Source organism: Acidovorax sp. LjRoot66 (assembly GCF_964253305.1).
Lineage (GTDB): Bacteria > Pseudomonadota > Gammaproteobacteria > Burkholderiales > Burkholderiaceae_C > Acidovorax.
The window spans coordinates 3,041,930-3,058,262 of the sequence record NZ_CAXUQU020000001.1 but is presented as its reverse complement, the minus strand read 5'-3'; the positions used below and the strand labels follow the sequence as shown (position 1 = coordinate 3,058,262).

The 16,333-nt window shown below is 67.5% G+C and carries 17 protein-coding genes; 1 reads left to right on the top strand and 16 read right to left on the bottom strand.

The genetic code is table 11. From position 1 onward, the window contains the following. The 8 genes from ACSQ3Y_RS14260 to ACSQ3Y_RS14225 all read right to left on the bottom strand — a co-directional run bounded on the left by ACSQ3Y_RS14260 (window position 1) and on the right by ACSQ3Y_RS14225 (window position 3,705). Window positions 1-327 carry a hypothetical protein gene (locus tag ACSQ3Y_RS14260; RefSeq protein WP_436177757.1) on the bottom strand — a complete coding sequence of 109 codons (327 nt, stop codon included), beginning with the start codon at window positions 325-327 and terminating at the stop codon, window positions 1-3. Further along, entirely contained in the window at window positions 320-679 is a 360-nt protein-coding gene (locus ACSQ3Y_RS14255; RefSeq protein ID WP_436177756.1) for a hypothetical protein, read from the bottom strand. The genes ACSQ3Y_RS14260 and ACSQ3Y_RS14255 overlap by 8 nt, the downstream gene beginning before the upstream one ends. 51 nt (window positions 680-730) lie before the next feature. Beyond that, the gene (locus tag ACSQ3Y_RS14250; protein ID WP_436177755.1) at window positions 731-1,336 is read right to left on the bottom strand and encodes a hypothetical protein; all 606 of its coding nucleotides are present in this window, start codon (window positions 1,334-1,336) and stop codon (window positions 731-733) included. A gap of 191 nt (window positions 1,337-1,527) precedes the next feature. Next, window positions 1,528-1,743 carry a hypothetical protein gene (locus ACSQ3Y_RS14245; protein ID WP_436177754.1) on the bottom strand — a complete coding sequence of 72 codons (216 nt, stop codon included), beginning with the start codon at window positions 1,741-1,743 and terminating at the stop codon, window positions 1,528-1,530. Further along, window positions 1,740-1,982, bottom strand: coding sequence for a hypothetical protein (locus ACSQ3Y_RS14240; protein WP_436177753.1), 243 nt, complete (start codon window positions 1,980-1,982; stop codon window positions 1,740-1,742). Before ACSQ3Y_RS14240 ends, ACSQ3Y_RS14245 begins: the two co-directional genes overlap by 4 nt. Then, the gene (locus ACSQ3Y_RS14235) at window positions 1,982-2,662 is read right to left on the bottom strand and encodes a hypothetical protein (RefSeq protein WP_436177752.1); all 681 of its coding nucleotides are present in this window, start codon (window positions 2,660-2,662) and stop codon (window positions 1,982-1,984) included. The genes ACSQ3Y_RS14240 and ACSQ3Y_RS14235 overlap by 1 nt, the downstream gene beginning before the upstream one ends. A gap of 3 nt (window positions 2,663-2,665) precedes the next feature. Then, a complete protein-coding gene (locus ACSQ3Y_RS14230) occupies window positions 2,666-3,496 on the bottom strand; it encodes a hypothetical protein (protein ID WP_436177751.1) in 831 nt (276 codons plus the stop codon). After that, the gene (locus ACSQ3Y_RS14225; protein WP_436177750.1) at window positions 3,493-3,705 is read right to left on the bottom strand and encodes a DNA-binding protein; all 213 of its coding nucleotides are present in this window, start codon (window positions 3,703-3,705) and stop codon (window positions 3,493-3,495) included. Before ACSQ3Y_RS14225 ends, ACSQ3Y_RS14230 begins: the two co-directional genes overlap by 4 nt. Window positions 3,706-3,838: 133 nt before the next feature. Here ACSQ3Y_RS14225 and ACSQ3Y_RS14220 point away from each other — a divergent pair, with 133 nt between their 5' ends. After that, window positions 3,839-4,195 (top strand): hypothetical protein, encoded by a 357-nt coding sequence (locus ACSQ3Y_RS14220; protein WP_436177749.1) that lies wholly within the window; start codon window positions 3,839-3,841, stop codon window positions 4,193-4,195. 49 nt (window positions 4,196-4,244) lie between these two features. Here the strand turns inward: ACSQ3Y_RS14220 and ACSQ3Y_RS14215 are convergent, their stop codons facing one another. The 8 genes from ACSQ3Y_RS14215 to ACSQ3Y_RS14180 form a co-directional block, all read right to left on the bottom strand. After that, entirely contained in the window at window positions 4,245-4,487 is a 243-nt protein-coding gene (locus tag ACSQ3Y_RS14215; RefSeq protein WP_436177748.1) for a hypothetical protein, read from the bottom strand. Window positions 4,488-4,503: 16 nt separating this feature from the next. Further along, the gene (locus ACSQ3Y_RS14210) at window positions 4,504-6,324 is read right to left on the bottom strand and encodes a hypothetical protein (RefSeq protein ID WP_436177747.1); all 1,821 of its coding nucleotides are present in this window, start codon (window positions 6,322-6,324) and stop codon (window positions 4,504-4,506) included. A 1-nt stretch (window position 6,325) separates the two neighbouring features. Further along, window positions 6,326-9,391 carry a hypothetical protein gene (locus ACSQ3Y_RS14205; protein WP_436177746.1) on the bottom strand — a complete coding sequence of 1,022 codons (3,066 nt, stop codon included), beginning with the start codon at window positions 9,389-9,391 and terminating at the stop codon, window positions 6,326-6,328. Window positions 9,392-9,467: 76 nt separating this feature from the next. Continuing rightward, the gene (locus tag ACSQ3Y_RS14200; RefSeq protein WP_436177745.1) at window positions 9,468-10,526 is read right to left on the bottom strand and encodes a hypothetical protein; all 1,059 of its coding nucleotides are present in this window, start codon (window positions 10,524-10,526) and stop codon (window positions 9,468-9,470) included. Window positions 10,527-10,532: 6 nt separating this feature from the next. Next, window positions 10,533-11,513, bottom strand: coding sequence for a hypothetical protein (locus ACSQ3Y_RS14195; RefSeq protein ID WP_436177744.1), 981 nt, complete (start codon window positions 11,511-11,513; stop codon window positions 10,533-10,535). 2 nt (window positions 11,514-11,515) lie between these two features. After that, window positions 11,516-13,663 carry a hypothetical protein gene (locus ACSQ3Y_RS14190; RefSeq protein WP_436177743.1) on the bottom strand — a complete coding sequence of 716 codons (2,148 nt, stop codon included), beginning with the start codon at window positions 13,661-13,663 and terminating at the stop codon, window positions 11,516-11,518. Next, window positions 13,663-15,630, bottom strand: coding sequence for a hypothetical protein (locus ACSQ3Y_RS14185; RefSeq protein WP_436177742.1), 1,968 nt, complete (start codon window positions 15,628-15,630; stop codon window positions 13,663-13,665). The genes ACSQ3Y_RS14190 and ACSQ3Y_RS14185 overlap by 1 nt, the downstream gene beginning before the upstream one ends. Beyond that, complete coding sequence (locus tag ACSQ3Y_RS14180; protein WP_436177741.1) at window positions 15,630-16,325, bottom strand: hypothetical protein; 696 nt, start codon at window positions 16,323-16,325, stop codon at window positions 15,630-15,632. The genes ACSQ3Y_RS14185 and ACSQ3Y_RS14180 overlap by 1 nt, the downstream gene beginning before the upstream one ends. Window positions 16,326-16,333: the final 8 nt, after the last annotated feature.

Here is a 16,333-nt window from a genome sequence, read left to right as displayed (position 1 = left end):
TCAGTTGCAGTAGGCAAAGCCAGTCATGGCGGCGCCGTGGGTGATTTGCACGATGTTGGTGTCGATGTACTGGGTGTCGGCAATCACCAGGTTGCCGAGGTGGTCCGTGACGGCCACAGTGGGATGGCGGCCCAGGTTGTGGGGAACGGTCCACACGGCCGCCGCAATGGTCTGGGGGTGCTCGTAGTTGCCGCCGCCGGCTGGCCCCGGTGGTCCTTGCTCTGCATCGGTGATGATCTCGGTGACCTCGATCTGCTCCAGGATCACATCGTCCGAGCCCTCGACCGTGAGGACTTCGATCTCTTCGACCACCACCAGATCAGTCACGGGTGACCTCCGGCGAGACGGAGACGGAGCCCTGCGCCAGGCGCGTGACCTCGCCGCCTGGATGCACTATCTCCAGGTCCCACACCCCGCCGTCCCACGTCATATCGGAGGTCTCGTCCTCTGCCGATAGGAGGTCGATGGTCCCTGCTGTGCCACCGAGCGTGATGCCGCCGTTTTCGGTGGTGAGATTGAGCAGCACTGTGGCCGACTCAATTTCGGCGCGCACCTGCATGCGGGCCGTGCAGCCGGTCAGGTCCACAGGAACAGCCGGCGTGCCAGCCTTCCACGTCAGCCGCTTGCGGAACGTGGCGCCCTGGTAGATGGTGAGTTTGAGCTTGGCCGGCTTGGTCATGCCCTGCAGTGTTCAGCTTGCAGGGCCAGCGCTGAAACCCTACCGGGGGGCCTAGAACGGCGCCCGCGACCTCAGGACCACCACCGGCGCCGGGCCCTGGTAGATCACCTCGTTCGTCGCCAGCAGGTAGACCGTCGCCAGGGTGCCGTGCTCCTGCACCTCGTAGTGGTCGGGCGGCAGCGGTAGGACGCGCTCGCCCCGGTTCTTGGTGCGCAGCAAGGTCGGGTTGCTCGGCAGCAGCGGCCCGGGGGCGAAGGGAACCCGCGCCACGATCTCCACCGGCCCGGCGCCGTCGTACATCAGGGTGCCCGTGCGGGCGAGCGTGACGATCCAGCGCGCGCCCTCCTGGCGGATCAGGTACTCGCCGGCTTTGCATCGCAGTTTCGTCTCCTGCCGCGCGCCGTGCCCAGGTAGCGGGGGCGAGAGCAGGATCGCAGGGCATGGCCCGATTGCGCCGGACTGGTGTCCGTGCAGGTCGAACTCGCAAGGTTGATCCAGGACCTTTGCCTCTTCGCGCGAGCCCTCGATGCGTACCCCGCCTGGAATGCGCTGCGCCGCCTCTTCCTCGGTCAAGGCCAACGGGTAGGCGTACGTGCTGGCGCGCCCCGTGCGCGTCTTCTTCGGCACGCGCCACCGATACCTGATTTCCAACTTCACGATGACCCCGCATCCATATCAAACACTGGATGAATTTACAGTGTTTTGGGCTTGAAAGGCGTTACATCGGGGCCGGAGAGCGGTGCGGACCGGCCCCCTCGGGCTGCACAGCTACGGTTTTGCGAGCAGGAAACCCGAGTGCGGCTGAAGGGCTTCGGGCAAGAAAAAGCCCGCTCGGGGCGGGCTGGTGGTCAGAACGGGCATTCGTCATCAGAACGGTAGCGCAGGTACCGGGGCCGCTTGAGCGGGTCATCCCCCTGCGGGTGCGCCTCCCACAGTTCGCGGTACCGGCGCACCAGCGAGGGCTCGCCGTGGTGCATGAAGCATTGGCCGAAGTACATGCGCGCCTCGCGGTGGGCCTGGCGGTACTTGGCGCGGGTCCAGCGGAAGCGGCGGCGGGCCATCATGCGCCGCCTTTCTCGATCACCACCGCCATCCCCTTGTCGCCGATCTGCAGGCACAGCCGGGACACGCCCACAGGGTCCTCGCTGTCGTAGATCGCGCGCCATGCGTTCCCCGGGTCTGGAATGCCATGCAGGCGCACCGCGGTGAAGGTCTGGCCGCTGACCGGGTGCCACATGCGGTCGCCGTGGTGGATGGGGTTGCCGTTGAAGTCCGGCCAGGGGCACAGGTCGGGGTCGGTCATCACACGCCTCCCTTGCGCAGGTTCTCGGCCAACCGGCGCGCCATTCGAGGAGCGATTTCGCGCTCAAGGATGCGAGCCAGATCGCGAGGTCTCCCGCCCATGCTGCGCAGCGCAGGACCAGACATGCAATAGGCGGTTTCTCCGCTGGCCAGACGCACATAGCAGTGCATCTCATCGCGCGCCCGGTCGATTTCCACGCGCGCGAGCAACTCGTACATGCGGGCTACGTTCATCTTGGCCGTTGACCGTCGATCCATGTTCTGCAGAAGCTCAAACGAAATGGGTTCCGGTGGGGCGAAATCGAAGTCACCGCCCTTCTGGTGCGGGTGGGCGCCGGTGACCAGAGGCGGCAGCGCAGGATGGTTGCCCAGCAGATGCCGCGCCTCAGTCAAAGTGTCCCGGTAGGCATCACGCTGCTCTCTCACGTCCTGCAGCAGGCCCAGGGTCATTGCGTTGGCCTGCTTCAGCGCCTCGACCTCGGCGAAGCTGGCCGCCAGCGCTTGTCGCGCCCGGCGTCGCTGGAGCCGCAGGGCGAAGGAAAAAGGGCCGGCGGGCCGCGTCACAGCCACCTGGCGCCGCAGCGCATCCCGCCAGTCCTCGCCCGGGCGTGGCGCTATGGCGGTATTGAAGATCACGGCGCGCATGCGCTCCTTGGACTCAGCGCTCAGGGTTGGCAACATGGCTCAGCCCTCCCCGCCAGGCACGGTATGCAGAAACGTCAGCTGGTTGGCGGCGCAATACCGGCGGAACGCTTCCTCGTGCATTTCCCCCGGCAGCATCTCGATGCCATGGCCCAGCGTGCCGCCCTTCCAAGATCCTTTACGCCGGCCCACCTCTTTCGTGAATGTGAGGTCCAGAGACGTGCGCACGCGCGGCCGGCGGAAGAAGCTCAGCCACTTGCACCAGCCCGTGCCGAAGCGCCATTCGCGTTCTTCGATGTGGGTCTTGGCGTGGATCACCTCGCCATCGAAGTCCTTGAACTCGAAAACCACTTTGGGCAGGGTCTTTTCGAACTCCCAACGCCAGTCGCGCTGGGCCTTGGCCACCTCGCGGTGACTGGTGTCGAACAACTCTCCCAGCACTTCACCCCCTGGGCCGTACCAGCTTTGGCGGACGTGCCGCCACTGCGTCCACGGAAGGAAGCAACTCCAGCTCTGGGTGGTTGTGCTGTCATTCGTCTGCGCACCGAGGTAAGCGTAAAAATGCCCTTCCCAGATGTAGAACCCGTAGGCCCTTGGCGAGAACGATTCGTAGTAGTTGCGGCCGAGGCGCGCGACAGTGGCCGCGTCCCAGTTTGCTTGGTGGCGTTCACTGTACGGTTTGAGCCAGGCCGGGAAGTGCACGCGCAGCAGCCACTTGGAGACCTGCAGGTGCAGCACGTTGAACTTGGCGTCGCTATCCTCGTCGGTGCAGGCCTCGAAATAAGCAGCAGCAGTGCGTTCCCCGCCGGACTTGGCCCACAGGAAAGGGCCCCAGATGTGGTCGTTGTCGGTGTAGCGTTCGCGGCGGGTCATGACTGCACCTCCACGCCCAGCAGCCGCTTCAGGTCCGCCACTGGCCAGGCCAGCCGGCCCCCCACACGCAGAGGCTTGATGGGCCCGGTGTCCTTGCAAGCCCAGAGCTGCAGGGTCTTGGTGGAGCGGTTCAGGTGGTGGGCCGCCGCCGCTGTGGGCACGGCAGTTCGGGTCTCTTGGGCCAAGGGGGTGATGGGAGGGGAAGCCATGCGATGCACCTTCGGGTGGTTGGACATGGAAGCCCATTCTTCGCATATGCCGCATTTCACCTATCCCTACTGGGGGTCGCCGTGCATTGCCCTTCTTTGCCCCGCCCTGCTACAGTGCTCTGCAGGAGGAGATATGCAACACCTGCCCCACACCCTCGCAGCGCTGGTCCTGGCCGCCGCCTGCATCCCGGCCACGGCCCAGAACGACTGGCAGTCGCGCAAAGACCGCGAGAACGCGGCAACGTCGGCCGGCAGCATCACCCGGAACGGCGGGCGCTTCGACGCGAATGCCGAAGCCGCGCGAGCGCAGGAAAGGCGCAACGCTGCGCGCCAGCTGGAAGCCCAGCAGTCGGCACCGTCCATGATCACGCACTGCAATGGTGGGGCGTGCTACGACAATATGGGCGGGGTCTACCACCGCCAGGGCGACAACCTCACAGGGCCACAGGGCCAGGTGTGCACAAGGCAAGGCCCGAACTGGCGCTGCTAAGCCAGAAACAACAAAGCCCGCCGAAGCGGGCCGTGTGAGCGGACGGGTGCTACTTTCGGTCGTGCCAGATCAGCACTGCCACTACAAAGGCGACGACAGCCACGATGGGCCCGGCCACCGCCGCCACGCCCAGCAGCCCGAGCACCGCGCCGCCAATGGCCACGATCACCAGGGCCAGTATGCCGAAATCGGCCGCCCACCCGCGCTTGGTCGCCTCCCAGTTGTCAGCGCTGCGTAGCAGGTTCTCGGACTCGCCGAGCGACATGGGGCGTTGGTAGGGGTCGTGTGCCATGGGCGGAATGTAGCAGTTATCGGGGTTGGACGGCAAACCCGCCGGGCACCGGCACGACCACGCCGCCGGAGGCACGGGCAGCGGCGCCAGCCTGCAGGCGGTTGCGGAACTGCGGCTGCTCATCGGGCTGCCCTGCCCGGCTGGCGACACCCGCAGCGATGGCGGCCGGCGCTTCTGGCGTGCGGCGCAGCTCGGTACCGGCGTTGCGGATGGCTAAGCGTTGAATGGGACCAGATAGCAGGCCGGCGCGCACAGCTGGGCGCGCGGCCACGGCAGCCAGAGGCAAAACGTTGCCCGTGCCGGCAGCCGCAGCGGTGCCACCGAACCAGTCCAATGGGCTGGTGGCATTGGGCGCCTCCTTCAAGAACTGGTTCGCCCGGGGGAACGCCTGCGCCACCTCCGCCACAGTTCGTAGTTCGCCATTCAGCGGCTTGCCCTTGGCAAGATCGGCGCCCAGCTTGATCGCGTTGATGTTCCCGGTTTGGGGGTTCAGGGCGCCCTGCACGGTGTAGGTCTTGGCGATGGTCTGCCGGGCGTTGCGGAAGTTCTTCAGCAGCTCGCCACCGGGCTGGCCCAGGCCCTTGAGGTGCCCCTCTATGGCGTCTTCGAGCGCACCGGCCGCGCCCTTGTAGGCCTTGCCGGCCTGGTTCTCGCCGGCCCGGTAGGCGATGTCCGCCGACTCGCGCATGCTGCGCACCATGTTCAAGGCGTCCCCAGCATCGAACTGGCCCGTGCGCAAAGCGTTGATGTCGTCCACCACCTTCGGCACGCGCGCGCCGGGGAATGATCCGGCCTGGCTGGTGAATGGGCTCAACACCTGGTCGAGTGCGGCGGTGTAGGACTTACCGGGCGTCACCACGCCAGAGCCCGCCACCGGAGCGTATGCCTGCGAGGCGGTGCGCCGGATCCCTTCGAGCGTGTCCACGTTCAGGTCGACGTCATCGCCAAGGCCCAGTGCCTTGCGCGCCAAGCTGTTGGACACGGTCTGATTTCGCGCACTGGCAACCTGTGGCGTCTTCAACTTCCCGCTGAATCCCGACAGGCCTTCCAGCACGCCCCCGGGGCTGAGGTCGACCGGCGGGATGACATACCCCGCCTCGTTGGCCATTTGCGCGCTGGCACGAGTCTGGCGACCAGCATCGGTCAACACGCGACGCGGCGCTACGACGCCAGGGAGAATCGCTCCGGCCACGCCTGCAGCGAGTTGCGCCGCCTCACCGCCGCCTGCCTCCCGGGTCGCGCCTGCCGCGCCTGCACTGCTTGCCCCCGCAGTGAGTTGCGCACCAGGGCCCTTGGCGAGTGCCTCGCCGACCTCCTTGGTGATGGATGGCGCGGCGTTCTTCGCCAAAGCCTGACCGACTTTGACAACGCCAGCGCCGCCAGCAAGCGCCGAAGTCGCATCCCCCACCACGCGCTCCTGGGCCGTCTCGGGCTTGGGCAGGCCGATATTGGTCAGGGTGCCGTCCAGTGCCTTGGCGCTGCTGCCGAAGCGCGGGCCGGTGCCCTGCCCTACCGTGGCGTCAAGGCCAGCATTCACTACGCCGGTGACTGCATCGGCGGCCATGGCCGGGATGGCGGCCACGCCGTTGATGCCGTGGCGCACGGTCAGCCCGACCTGGCGGCCCAACTCTGCGCCCATGGAGCGCTGCGGCTGCGCAGGTGCGACGGCCGCGCGCGGTGTCAGCCCCGACAGCAACTCGTCGTCGCTCATCTTGGAATAGTCGGGAGCCGCCGATGGCGTTGGGCTGGCTGCGGCGGCTGCAGGTGCTGGAGCGCGCGGCTTGACCTGGGCCAGCAGGTCATCGTCGCTCATGGCCGAGTAGTCGGTCGTGGCCATCTCAATACCCCATCTCTTTCAGGCGCGCGGCCAGCGCGGGATTGTTGGCGGCGCGGCGCTGCAGCTCTGCGATTTGCGGGGGTGCTGCAGGCGCTGCTGCCGTTGTCGCACCAGGCGCCGAGTTGGCGTTGGCAGCGGTCAGCACCTGGCCCACTCGCTTTTCGCTGTCCGGCACTTCGGCCAGAATGCCCGCCGTGGCGATCTCGCGGTTGCGCCGCTTCTGCGCCTGCACCTCTGGCGAGTCACCTGGCTGGATGAAGTACTGCTTGTTGGCGTTGGAAAACTCGCTGTCGGCGATGGCCGCACCGGACTCGCGGCGCAGCACGGCGTTGATGAAGTCGCGCTGGGCTTGCTCGACCTGCTGCTGTTCCGGGCTCTGCGTGAAGTTGGCCACGCCGCCAAGACCGATCGCATCGGCGCCGCGCTTGATCAGGCCGGACTGCGTGACGCCGGCTGTAGCAAGCTTGTCGATGATCGAACCAGCCTCCTGCATGCGGGTGCCGAACTGCAGCGCTTTGCTTTGCACGTCATTCAGCGGCGCCTTGTTCCCGCGCACGCTCGGGTCGGCCGGGCCGCCAGGGATGTGCGTCAGCCCACCACCTGGTGCCCACTGGTAGCCGGCGGGCGGTTGCTGCCCACGTGCCGCCGTGATTGCCGCGCGCTGGTTCTGGCCGCGCTCACCAATCAGCGCACGCTGCGTTGCCCCGGCATCTGCTGCTGCGGCTCGGCGGCTCGCGCCAGTCTCCTGCATGGCCGCCAGGTCGGCGCCAGTTTGCGCACCACGCGCAGCAGCATCGGCGCGCAGCAGAACATTGAGCTCGGCCTGGTCGGGGTTGTTCTCTGCACCCCTGCCGCCCCATCGACGGGTGTTCGTGATGCTGCTGGCCGACGTGCGCGCGTTCTCCAGCTCTTTGCGCAGGGCCCAGTCGTTGGTGCTGTTGCGAACAGTTGGTGCCTGGAAGCCTGCGGGCGCGGCCGGCATTTGGCCCAGCACCCGCGCCGCGGACTCCTGCGCCTGACGGCCGGCCAGGGAATCGGCGGCTGCCATGTTCTGCGCACTGATCTGCCCGCCGTTGCGCGGGGCGGCGCCATTGATGGACACGTCCCCAGCAATATTGGCCGGGCCGCTGTAGCTGTTGCCGTCGCGCGTGACCATGCCAGTCGGGGCGGGCATCTGGCTCATTGCTGCGGCGGCCGGCGCTGGGCCTTGGGCGGGCGCAGCCAGCGCGTTCGGCGCGAAGCCAGCCGGCTGGGTGGGCATGGCCCCAGTCTCACCAGTCGCGCCTGCCAGCATGGCGGTGGCGCCCAGGCCTGCTGCCCCTGCCGCGTAGCGGCCGAGGTTGGAACCACCGGCACTGGCGGCCTGACCAGCACCAGCAGCGGCTGGGGCGACTTCGGCCATCTGCGCTGCCCCACGGCTGGCCAGGCCCACGGGCTGCGCGCCCAGAGTGGCCACCTGTCCACCTGGTGCTGCGAGAGCCGGGGCGGCCTGCTGCGGGGCCATAGTCGCTGCGCGCGCCAGTGGGCCGCCGGCAGCGCCCGGCAGCTGGCCGAGTTGCTGCGCGGCGGGTGCTGCTGCTCGGCTGGCCAGCGCCCCGCCCTCCTGCACGACTTCCCAGGTCGCAGGGATCGCGCGCTCGGTGTTGGCTACCGCGCCGCCAGCACGCGCAGCGGTTGCCCCAGCTCGGGCCGGTGCGCCGACGCCTGGCAGTGCGGACAGGGTGTTCGTGACGTTGCGGCCCAGGTCTGTGTTCAGCGGGTTGGACTGGCTGCCGTCCGCTGCGGGTGCCATCTGTCCACCGGTGGGGATCTGCGCCAGACGGCGGCGCTCATCTTCGACGCTGCCGCCGTCGGCGTAGCTGCGCACGGGCAGGCCTGCAGGTGCTGGCATTTGGCCCAGCCGCTGCTGCGCCGCCGCGCGCTCGGGGCTGGCCATGATCGAGGAAGCCGTGACCTCCAGATTGCGCTGGTCGTTGCGAGCCTGCCAGCCCATAGGCGCGGCGGCTGGTGGCGGAGCGCTGGCCAGGGCCGTCGCCGCCAGCCCGGGGCGCGTGGCCACCTGGGTCGTGTTTGGGTCCACCGTGGCCGCTGTTGCATCCCCGAAGCTGTTGCGCGCAGTGAGCGGTGCGGGTGCAGGCGGCTGGCCCATTTCCACGATGCCCCTGCTGCCCTGTTGGCCGGCAAACCCGGCTTGCAGCGCGCTGTTGCCGGCGGCGTAGGGGTTCGCGCTGTAGGTGGTGCTGCGTGGGTCGGTGGCGGCTGTCATGCGGCCCATGGCGCTGGGCTGGTATGGGGCCGGTCGTGGCGCGGGGGCCGGGGCGGGCCGGCCGTAGGGGTCTGCGCGACCGGTGTTGACCTGCATCACGCCAGGGTCGCGAGCCACCGCAGCGGCGTCGCCGAAGCTGTTGGGGCGGCGGGTTGGGTCCACCAGGCCGCCGTCGGCAAAGCGCTGCTCGGGCGGCGCGGCCAGTTGCTCCTGTGCCGATGGCGCGAAGCCTGCAGGCTCGGCCAACTCGGCATCCGACTGCCCACCGTCCATGCCGTTCACGGGCGCGTGCGTGGCGTCCTTCATCAGTTTCAGCACTGCCTCACCGATGGCCATCACCTGTTCCGGGGGCATCTGGTACTCGCCATCGCTCAGCCGCACGGGCATCGTGCCCATCTGCTCGAGCGCGCTGGGGCCGATTGCCTCGGTGCTGTCGGCCGGCATGATGAAGGTGCCGGGCTCGGCCTCGGTCTCGATGCTGTCGCTGGTGCCGGTACCGGGCCCGCGCACCACGCCGCCCCGAGCGAAGTATTGCGGCGCCGGGGCGCTGGCCTGCTTGTAGCCCATCGCCTCGACCTGCGGGATCATCGCGCGCAGGCCGGCCGCGCCACGTGGGTCAGCTGCAGGTGCTGGGGCCGGTGCGGCAGCCTGGGGGTAGCCCATGGCGGCCATCTTGGGCACCAGGTCACGGAGGCCGGCAAGGCCACGGGCGCCGAAGCCCACGGGCCCGCCGTCTGCCAGGTGTTGCGGGGAGTTGGGGAGTTGCGCGAGACGGTGCGCTGCGGACGGGAAGCCTTGCATGGATGGCCTTTCGGGTATCAATGCAGGCAGTCTTCCCGCGCGCGCGGCGGGTGCCAAACCTTACTGGGGGTTGGACTCAGGAGAGGCGCTCTTCCCAATCGGTCTTGTCGCGCTCGCTGCCCTGGTAGCTGCCGCTGGCCCGGACCTGGTTCAACAGGGTGGTGACCATGTTGCCGAACAGGTCGACCACCTCCTGGCCGTTGGCCACCTTCATGCGGCCCATCTCCATGTCCTTGTCGTAGGCCTGGTAGCCTTTCACCACGGTGCCGTGGCGGCGCGCTGCGGTCGTGCGCAGCAGCTCCACCAGGCGGGAATCGAACTGGGCGCTCATGACGTAGCGCTGCGCATCGGTTTCGAGTACAGCGTCTTGGTCTCCAATCCAGAGCCCGCGCGCGCGCACCTTCTGTTTGAATGCTTCGGCGGCCTGCTGGTGCAGCTTGCGGATGCGCTGCAGGTGCGTGCCCAGGCTGGCGGCCACAAGGCGGATCTTCTGGCTGCGCTCTTCGGCTGCGCGTGCTGCGAAGGTGGCGGCCAGTTGGTCGGTGGATGGCTTCACGCTGTCGGCATGCATGCGGGCCAGGCCTTCAAGCACCACCCCAGGGGCGAAGCGGTGGCCGGCAGCAGCCGTGGCGTCCAGCGCGGTGCGCTCCTGCGCGAAGGCGTCCTTGCGGGCCAGCAGGAATGCGGCGGCGGCTGGCTGGTAGTCCACAAACTCGATGTACGACACACCCATGGACGATGCCAGCGCGTTCTGCACGAACGCATCGGCGTCCGCGCCGGCGGCGCCCAGGCCGGGAAACAGGCGGTTCAGCTCGGTGGTGTAGTCGGCGAAGAACGATCCGATGGTCTGGTCCAGGATGGCGGGCAGCGTGGGCACCTTGGGGTTTTCCCCTTCCAGGTTCGCATCGGCAAGCGCTTTTTGTGCCGCCGTGAGGCTGTCCACGTATTGGGACTTCATCATCTCGGGCTGGTTGCTGATGTCGTTCAGCGGCTTGTTGATGTTCGGGCCCAGCTGCGCGGCCATGTTGGCATCGGCCTCTACCAGCATGTCGCTGATTTTGGTGATGGCCTGGTACACGATGGCAGCGCTGATGCCCTGCTGCGCGGTACCGCCGGTTGGGTAGGTGGTTGCCATGGCTGGTTACCCTTCTGCGTCGATTTCGTTGGATTCTTGGGCGCTCGAATTGACCGACACGCCCGCGCTGTTGATGGCCGAGGCCGCGCGCGAAGAGTACCGGCGGAGCATCTTGATCTGCGCCTCGGCCTCCATCTCCAGCTTGGCCACCTGGCGCTTGTTGAATTCCTCGCTGCGCTGGACGGTGGCCTGGCGGCGGTCGTCCAACTGCTGCACGCGCGCCTCCCAATCGGAAAGCTCGGCGCCGCGCACGGCCATGCGGTTGCGCATCGCCCCCACATCGCGCTGCAGCTTCGTCAGGTAGTTGTTGTTGCGGCCGAACACGTCGAACATCAGCGTCATCTCGGTGAACAGGTAGTCCAGCGTGGCGTCCAGGGCATCATCGCGGGCCTTGATCAGCGCCTCGGCCGCGTCAATGCGCAGGCGCTGGGCCTCCTGCAGCGCCGTGGCCGTCATGGCGTTGTTCAAGTTGCCGTAGTGGGTGGACATCACGCTGATGCCGGTGGCGCGCAGCGCGGCCATGGCGCCGGGCGGCGTGGGCAGGCCGCGCTCGTTCAGGCCGGCGTCGATGGCAATGCCGTAGTTCAACGCCTGCTGGCTGCGGTGGTCCTGGCCGATGTAGCCCAGGCCGTCACCACCGTTGACCACGGTGCGCAGCCACTCCACGGCGTTCAGGAAACCGGGGCCGATGGGGGCCACGATGTCGATCAGGCCCTTGAACTCCGCGGCCCAGTCGTCGGCCAGCGCCTGCAGTTGCCGGTTCAGCGCCTGGTCGTGCGCCTGCACCAGGGCCGCCGACTCGTCGCCCTCGTACTTGCTCAGGAATTTGGCTATCGCGTAGCTGCCATCTGCCACGCCGGGGTCGTACACCAGGTTCTCCGGGCCCAGAGTGTTGGCGTTGGCCTGGCTGACAAGGGCGAGGCTCCACGCCCGGCCCAAGAGCCAGTCGTAGAGCAGAGCGGAAGGTAGTGCGCGTCCGTTTGGCATGGTCAGATCCTCCGCGTGCTGGCGGCCAGGTGGAAGGTGATGTTGTCCAGCTCGAATTGCTGGCCGTCCTGTGCAAGCAGCTCGAAGGTGAAGTAGTTCGCGCGCAGGCCCTTGCCGGGGTCGAAGCGCTGCACCTTCATGCGGTCGTCGGCCCGCCGGGCGCGGTAGTCGTAGCTGTTCACGCCATCGCTGACCCGCAGCACCAGGTTGCCGGTGCTAGTCACCCCTGCGTAAACCGCCTCGATGCGCTTGAACACCTGGGTGCCGAAGTCGTTCTTTCCCAAGGAAACGCCGGCCTGCGTGGCCACTCCGGCGTCGGTGCCACCCTCCAACAGGTACACGCCCTGCGGCTTCACGCCGAACGGCTTGCCCTTGATGGTCATCAGGCTGTTGAACAGGTAGTTGTCGTAGCGCGTGGAGCCGTTCGTTTCAGCGTTCACGGCCCAGGCCTCGCCGGGCTCCACGGGCGTGATGACCTGGCCCGGCCCGCTGCCCGTCACCCGGTAGACCAGGGTGGTGTACTTCTCGAAAACACCCAGTTGCTCCACCAGGGTGGCCAGGATGCGCGCCACCACACTGGTCTCGTCCTCCACCCCGATGGTTTCCGATGCGTCGGCCAGCACGGCCACGGCGTCGATGGTGATGGTGCCCGCGGCGCTCAACGTCTCAGCGATCACCACGGCGATGTACTGCAGGCCCTGCAGCGTGGGCACGGCGCCCAGCAGCTCCTGGGACTTCAGCACGTTCGTGACCGTCTCCATGTCGCCCACGCCGGTGATTGGCAGCATGGCCAGGCGGGATTCGCCATAGGCGCTCTGCGATGCCATCAGGTCCAGGGCTCGCAGCTGCAGCTCGTAGTGGTGGTTCTGGCCGCCCAGTACGGCGCCCACGCCCACCACCGGCAGGAAGCCCATGGCGCCGATGGAGTATTTGGGGATCCAAGCGTCATCGCCGCCGCCCATGTAGCCCAGGGCCTCCATGCGGCGCATCACCGGGCGGGCGAAACCGTTCTGGCGCTGCTCGGCCGCGCTCACGTACAGCCCGCGCAGCTTTGCGCCGCGCATCTCGCCGTTGCCGCGCTCCACGGGCACACGCAGGGGCCGCATCACCAGATTGCCCTGGCAGATCGCGTCCTCGCTGGCCAGCATCTTCATGGCGCCCATGCGGTTGGTGAAGTTCCACTGGCTGCCCATGGCGGCGTTCAGTTTCAGGGCGGCCATCATCAGGTGCGCGCCGTCGGGCTCCGCCTCCACCTCGTCGGTCAGGATGGGGTTGGCCACCTCGTCGTTGCCGGCATAGAGCACGGCGTCCAGGTAGTAGGCACTCTCCATCACGAAGGGCCCGCGATAGAGCAACGTGTCGTTGCGGTACCACTCGATGGTTCGGCCGAACACCATGGCCTTGATCTGGTCGGCGCCCGTCATGCTGCCCAGCGTCTGCAGCGTCTGGCCGTCCTCGCGCAGGCGGATGATGCCGTCGCCGAAAACCAGGCCGAACTTGATGTGGTAGCTGCTGCTGCGCTCGGCAGTGGGGGTGACGGCCACGGGGGCGAAGCCCACCACCGCACCCACGGGCTTGCCGATGTCGAACTGTGCGGTGCCCAGCCAGTCCGCTGGCAGCAGGTCCAAGCTGTGTGCGCCCGCGTTCCACCCGAAATGAAAGTCGTACACCGCGCGCGCGGGCCGTGCGGCTGTCGGAGGGCGTGGCGGGATGGCGGGCTTGGCGGGTTCCTCTACCTTCACCTTCACGGTCTGCATGATCCAGGCGCTGGTCCAGGACGCAGGGGCGCGGAAGGTCCGGCCCCCGAATGAGGCGGTTCCCCACGAATCGGAGTAGTGCGCAGCCGTCGCGGTCAGCCCAGGATTGCCCACCAGGTTGCGCAGCACGTCCAGCGGCGTCATCCACTCAATTTGCACGCTCGACCGGGAGGCTGGCGGCACGTTGGAGAAGGAATCGGCAGACATGGTCACGCCGTTCACGCTGTAGTAAAACACCGGCTGCATGCTGGATGCAGGGGCCTCCACGCGCTGCTCGACCGTGCGGTAGGTGGTGCGCGCGGGCACAGCTGGGGAGCCAGGGTAGCCAGGGTCTGCCGGCGTGCCCGGCGTGTAGCTGAGCAGATCGCGGTCTTTGATGAGGGTGTTTGGCATCAGGGCGCCTCCTTGCGCGCGTCGGCAATCCAGGGCCGACCGGGGTTCATGGGCAGCACGTCACCGCGCGGGCCGCGCACGGCCACCAGGGGGAAAAGCTCGCCGCGGTTGTAGTCAAAGCGGAAGTCGTCAATGTCGTATTCGGGCTCATCGGGCAGCAGCTGGCCATCGGTGTTGGCCTGCCAGGGCAAGGTGAACCGGAAGGTCTTGGCCTTCCAGGTGGTGCCGCCGTCCTTGGACTCGTGCAGCTTGAAGGACACCGGCTGCAGATAGCCCTCGTCGTCCACACGCCGGGGGGCAGAGACGGGCACCAGCATGGTGGTCTGGTCCCAGGACACCGTGAACCCGGCGCGCTGCTGCCACTCCACCGGCAGGAATCGGCGGCTCCAGGTCACGCCGCCATCGTCGGACACCATGAGCATCGGCCGCGCATTGGGATACGCCAGGCTGCCCGGGTTGCCCTCGGCCTGCACTGCAAAGGGGTCGAATTGCATCCACAGGCGCTGCACAGGCACCTCGCCCACCCGGATGCGCACGCCGCCGCCGAAGCCCACGGGGTAGTACTTCGGGTAGTAGCGCACGCCGCTGATCAGGTTGCCCTCGTCCAGCCCCGCGCTGAACACTGAGCCGTTGATTGTGCCGATGGTGCTGGGCCCGGCCGCCGTCAGCTCGTGCACCACGACCATTGCGGTGTCGCGCGCCTCGGCCAGGTCGGTGCCGCTGGTGAACAGAAGAGCCTTGCCGGTGCCGGTGGCCATCATGCCAGTGGGGCGCTGCAGTATGGTCAGGTGGAACTCAATGGAGGACAGGTCCAGCAGGCCCCACGTGATGCCGCTGTCCGCGCTCCAGTAGAAGGCATAGGCGTTGCCGCCCTGCGTTCCGCCCAACTGCGTGCCGGGCTTGAGCACCCCGGCCATCAGCACGCGCAGCAGCAGAGCCGTGGGCGACACGCGCAGCAGCTCCACCTCGCACACCGACCAGTCATTTTTCTCGTCGCCGTGGGCTGGCAGGCTGATGGTGCTGGTAGCGGGCTCGTCGCTCTTGCGCGTGCGGGTGCAGGTCAGCGTGCGGATGATGGAGGATTGCGGGTTGGGGTTGTCGGATGGCCGCGCGTGCACCACCACCAGCGACAGGAACCCATCCGGGTGCCACGCTGGCTCGGCCACAGCATAGGTGGCGCTGGGGTCCATGCGCAGGCCTGCGTTGGTATACCGGCCCCAGGTGTGCCCTGCTCGGCCGGTGAACACGTTGCTCGCGTCGAACAGGGCTTCGCTGCCGGTGCCGTCCACCACCTGGATGGCGCGCGTACCCGGGTCGAAGCCCAGGCCGCTGAAGGTGTCGAAGGAAAGCAGCGTGTCGCGCACCTTGCCCGTCTCGCCCACCACGCGCACCAGATCCACGCTGCTGAGGCGCGTGCGTCGGGTCGTGAAGCCTGCAGCCGTCACGCCCATGAAGTAGCGGGGGTCGCTCTCGGTGAAGTTCTCGCGCACCACCAGCAGGCTTTCGCCGTCGCCCAGGTGCCAGAATCGCCCGCGCCCGGCCTGCGTGGTGTGGTCAACGTCGTGCACACGCTCGGGCAGTTTCGTGAATCGGGGCTGCCGCACGTTCTGGCGCTTTCCACTGACCAGGTCGGGACCGCGCGTGCCGCCCGTTTCATCGAAAAAGCCATCGAACAGGCGGGTTCGGGTGAATGGCTTGTAACCGCCGGAGCGGTCCACGTTGTCGGCCAGCACGGTGGTGTTGCCGGCCTCGTCCACAGAACGCGCATCGGCCAGCTCGAAAAGCGCGCACAACTGCAGCGTCTCGCCAGTGGGGATGCGGCGCATGCTGGCGAACTCGCCGGAAACCTGCACTTCGCTATCGGCATCGCGCTCGGTTATGAACTCGTTGCCGGTGCGCAGCATGCCGTTCAGGATGGTGTTTTCCTTGCCGTCACCCTGACCGTTCAGGTCTTTGTAGAGGAGCATCAAGCCTCCTCGGATGCAAGGTAGAAATCAGTCCAGAAGGTGGAGGCGCCGGCCAGGCCATCGTAGATCACGTCGATCATCGCATCGCCGCCGTCGGTGTGTGCAGCAGATTCGTTGCCGGTGGCGATGGTCGTAGCGGCAAAGCCCAGCGGGGCCATGACATCGGGGTCATACACCACCGGTGTGCTGTCGGCCCACAGGTTGTCATTGGCGTCGATGTGGTCCTGCAGCATCGTGGGCGTGATGTCCACCTGCACAACTCCCAGTGCATCCACCAACTGGTAGCTGCCGGCCGACACGCGCATGGACAGCGGCTCGACCATGGCGCCACCCGGTAGCTCAACTTGCATCAGCCCACCAGCCAAGCGCAGGGCCATGCGGGGTGAACCGGCTCCTGGCTCGGGCACGTAGGTGAAGCGTATCTGCATCACCTTCGCATCCATGCCGCTCAGCAGGTTGGACCAGCCGGTGATGATGGAGGCGCTCACCGTGCCCGCCTCAAAAATCATCTGGCAGTTCGGGGCTGGGTCGATGGGGTAGCTTGGCGGTACCGGTGTGCCGGCGTCACTGCCCGCCCCGATGGCGAACGGGTCTTCGCCGGGAGTCTCGTAGTTCACCAGCAGGATGCCCAGGGGGGACAGCTCTGCGGGAACTGGGAGGGAGCCTTGCAGCGTCCCGCCTTGGATCAGGTACACCGCCATGG

Bases quoted from the DNA above. Each gene is read 5' to 3' on its own strand.
- ACSQ3Y_RS14185 (WP_436177742.1), bottom strand. From the start codon at position 15,630: ATGCTCCTCTACAAAGACCTGAACGGTCAGGGTGACGGCAAGGAAAAC.
- ACSQ3Y_RS14225 (WP_436177750.1), bottom strand. From the start codon at position 3,705: ATGGCTTCCCCTCCCATCACCCCCTTGGCCCAAGAGACCCGAACTGCC.
- ACSQ3Y_RS14245 (WP_436177754.1), bottom strand. From the start codon at position 1,743: ATGATGGCCCGCCGCCGCTTCCGCTGGACCCGCGCCAAGTACCGCCAG.
- ACSQ3Y_RS14220 (WP_436177749.1), top strand. From the start codon at position 3,839: ATGCAACACCTGCCCCACACCCTCGCAGCGCTGGTCCTGGCCGCCGCC.
- ACSQ3Y_RS14210 (WP_436177747.1), bottom strand. From the start codon at position 6,324: ATGGCCACGACCGACTACTCGGCCATGAGCGACGATGACCTGCTGGCC.
- ACSQ3Y_RS14200 (WP_436177745.1), bottom strand. From the start codon at position 10,526: ATGGCAACCACCTACCCAACCGGCGGTACCGCGCAGCAGGGCATCAGC.
- ACSQ3Y_RS14190 (WP_436177743.1), bottom strand. From the start codon at position 13,663: ATGCCAAACACCCTCATCAAAGACCGCGATCTGCTCAGCTACACGCCG.
- ACSQ3Y_RS14235 (WP_436177752.1), bottom strand. From the start codon at position 2,662: ATGTTGCCAACCCTGAGCGCTGAGTCCAAGGAGCGCATGCGCGCCGTG.
- ACSQ3Y_RS14195 (WP_436177744.1), bottom strand. From the start codon at position 11,513: ATGCCAAACGGACGCGCACTACCTTCCGCTCTGCTCTACGACTGGCTC.
- ACSQ3Y_RS14205 (WP_436177746.1), bottom strand. From the start codon at position 9,391: ATGCAAGGCTTCCCGTCCGCAGCGCACCGTCTCGCGCAACTCCCCAAC.
- ACSQ3Y_RS14230 (WP_436177751.1), bottom strand. From the start codon at position 3,496: ATGACCCGCCGCGAACGCTACACCGACAACGACCACATCTGGGGCCCT.
- ACSQ3Y_RS14255 (WP_436177756.1), bottom strand. From the start codon at position 679: ATGACCAAGCCGGCCAAGCTCAAACTCACCATCTACCAGGGCGCCACG.
- ACSQ3Y_RS14215 (WP_436177748.1), bottom strand. From the start codon at position 4,487: ATGGCACACGACCCCTACCAACGCCCCATGTCGCTCGGCGAGTCCGAG.
- ACSQ3Y_RS14240 (WP_436177753.1), bottom strand. From the start codon at position 1,982: ATGACCGACCCCGACCTGTGCCCCTGGCCGGACTTCAACGGCAACCCC.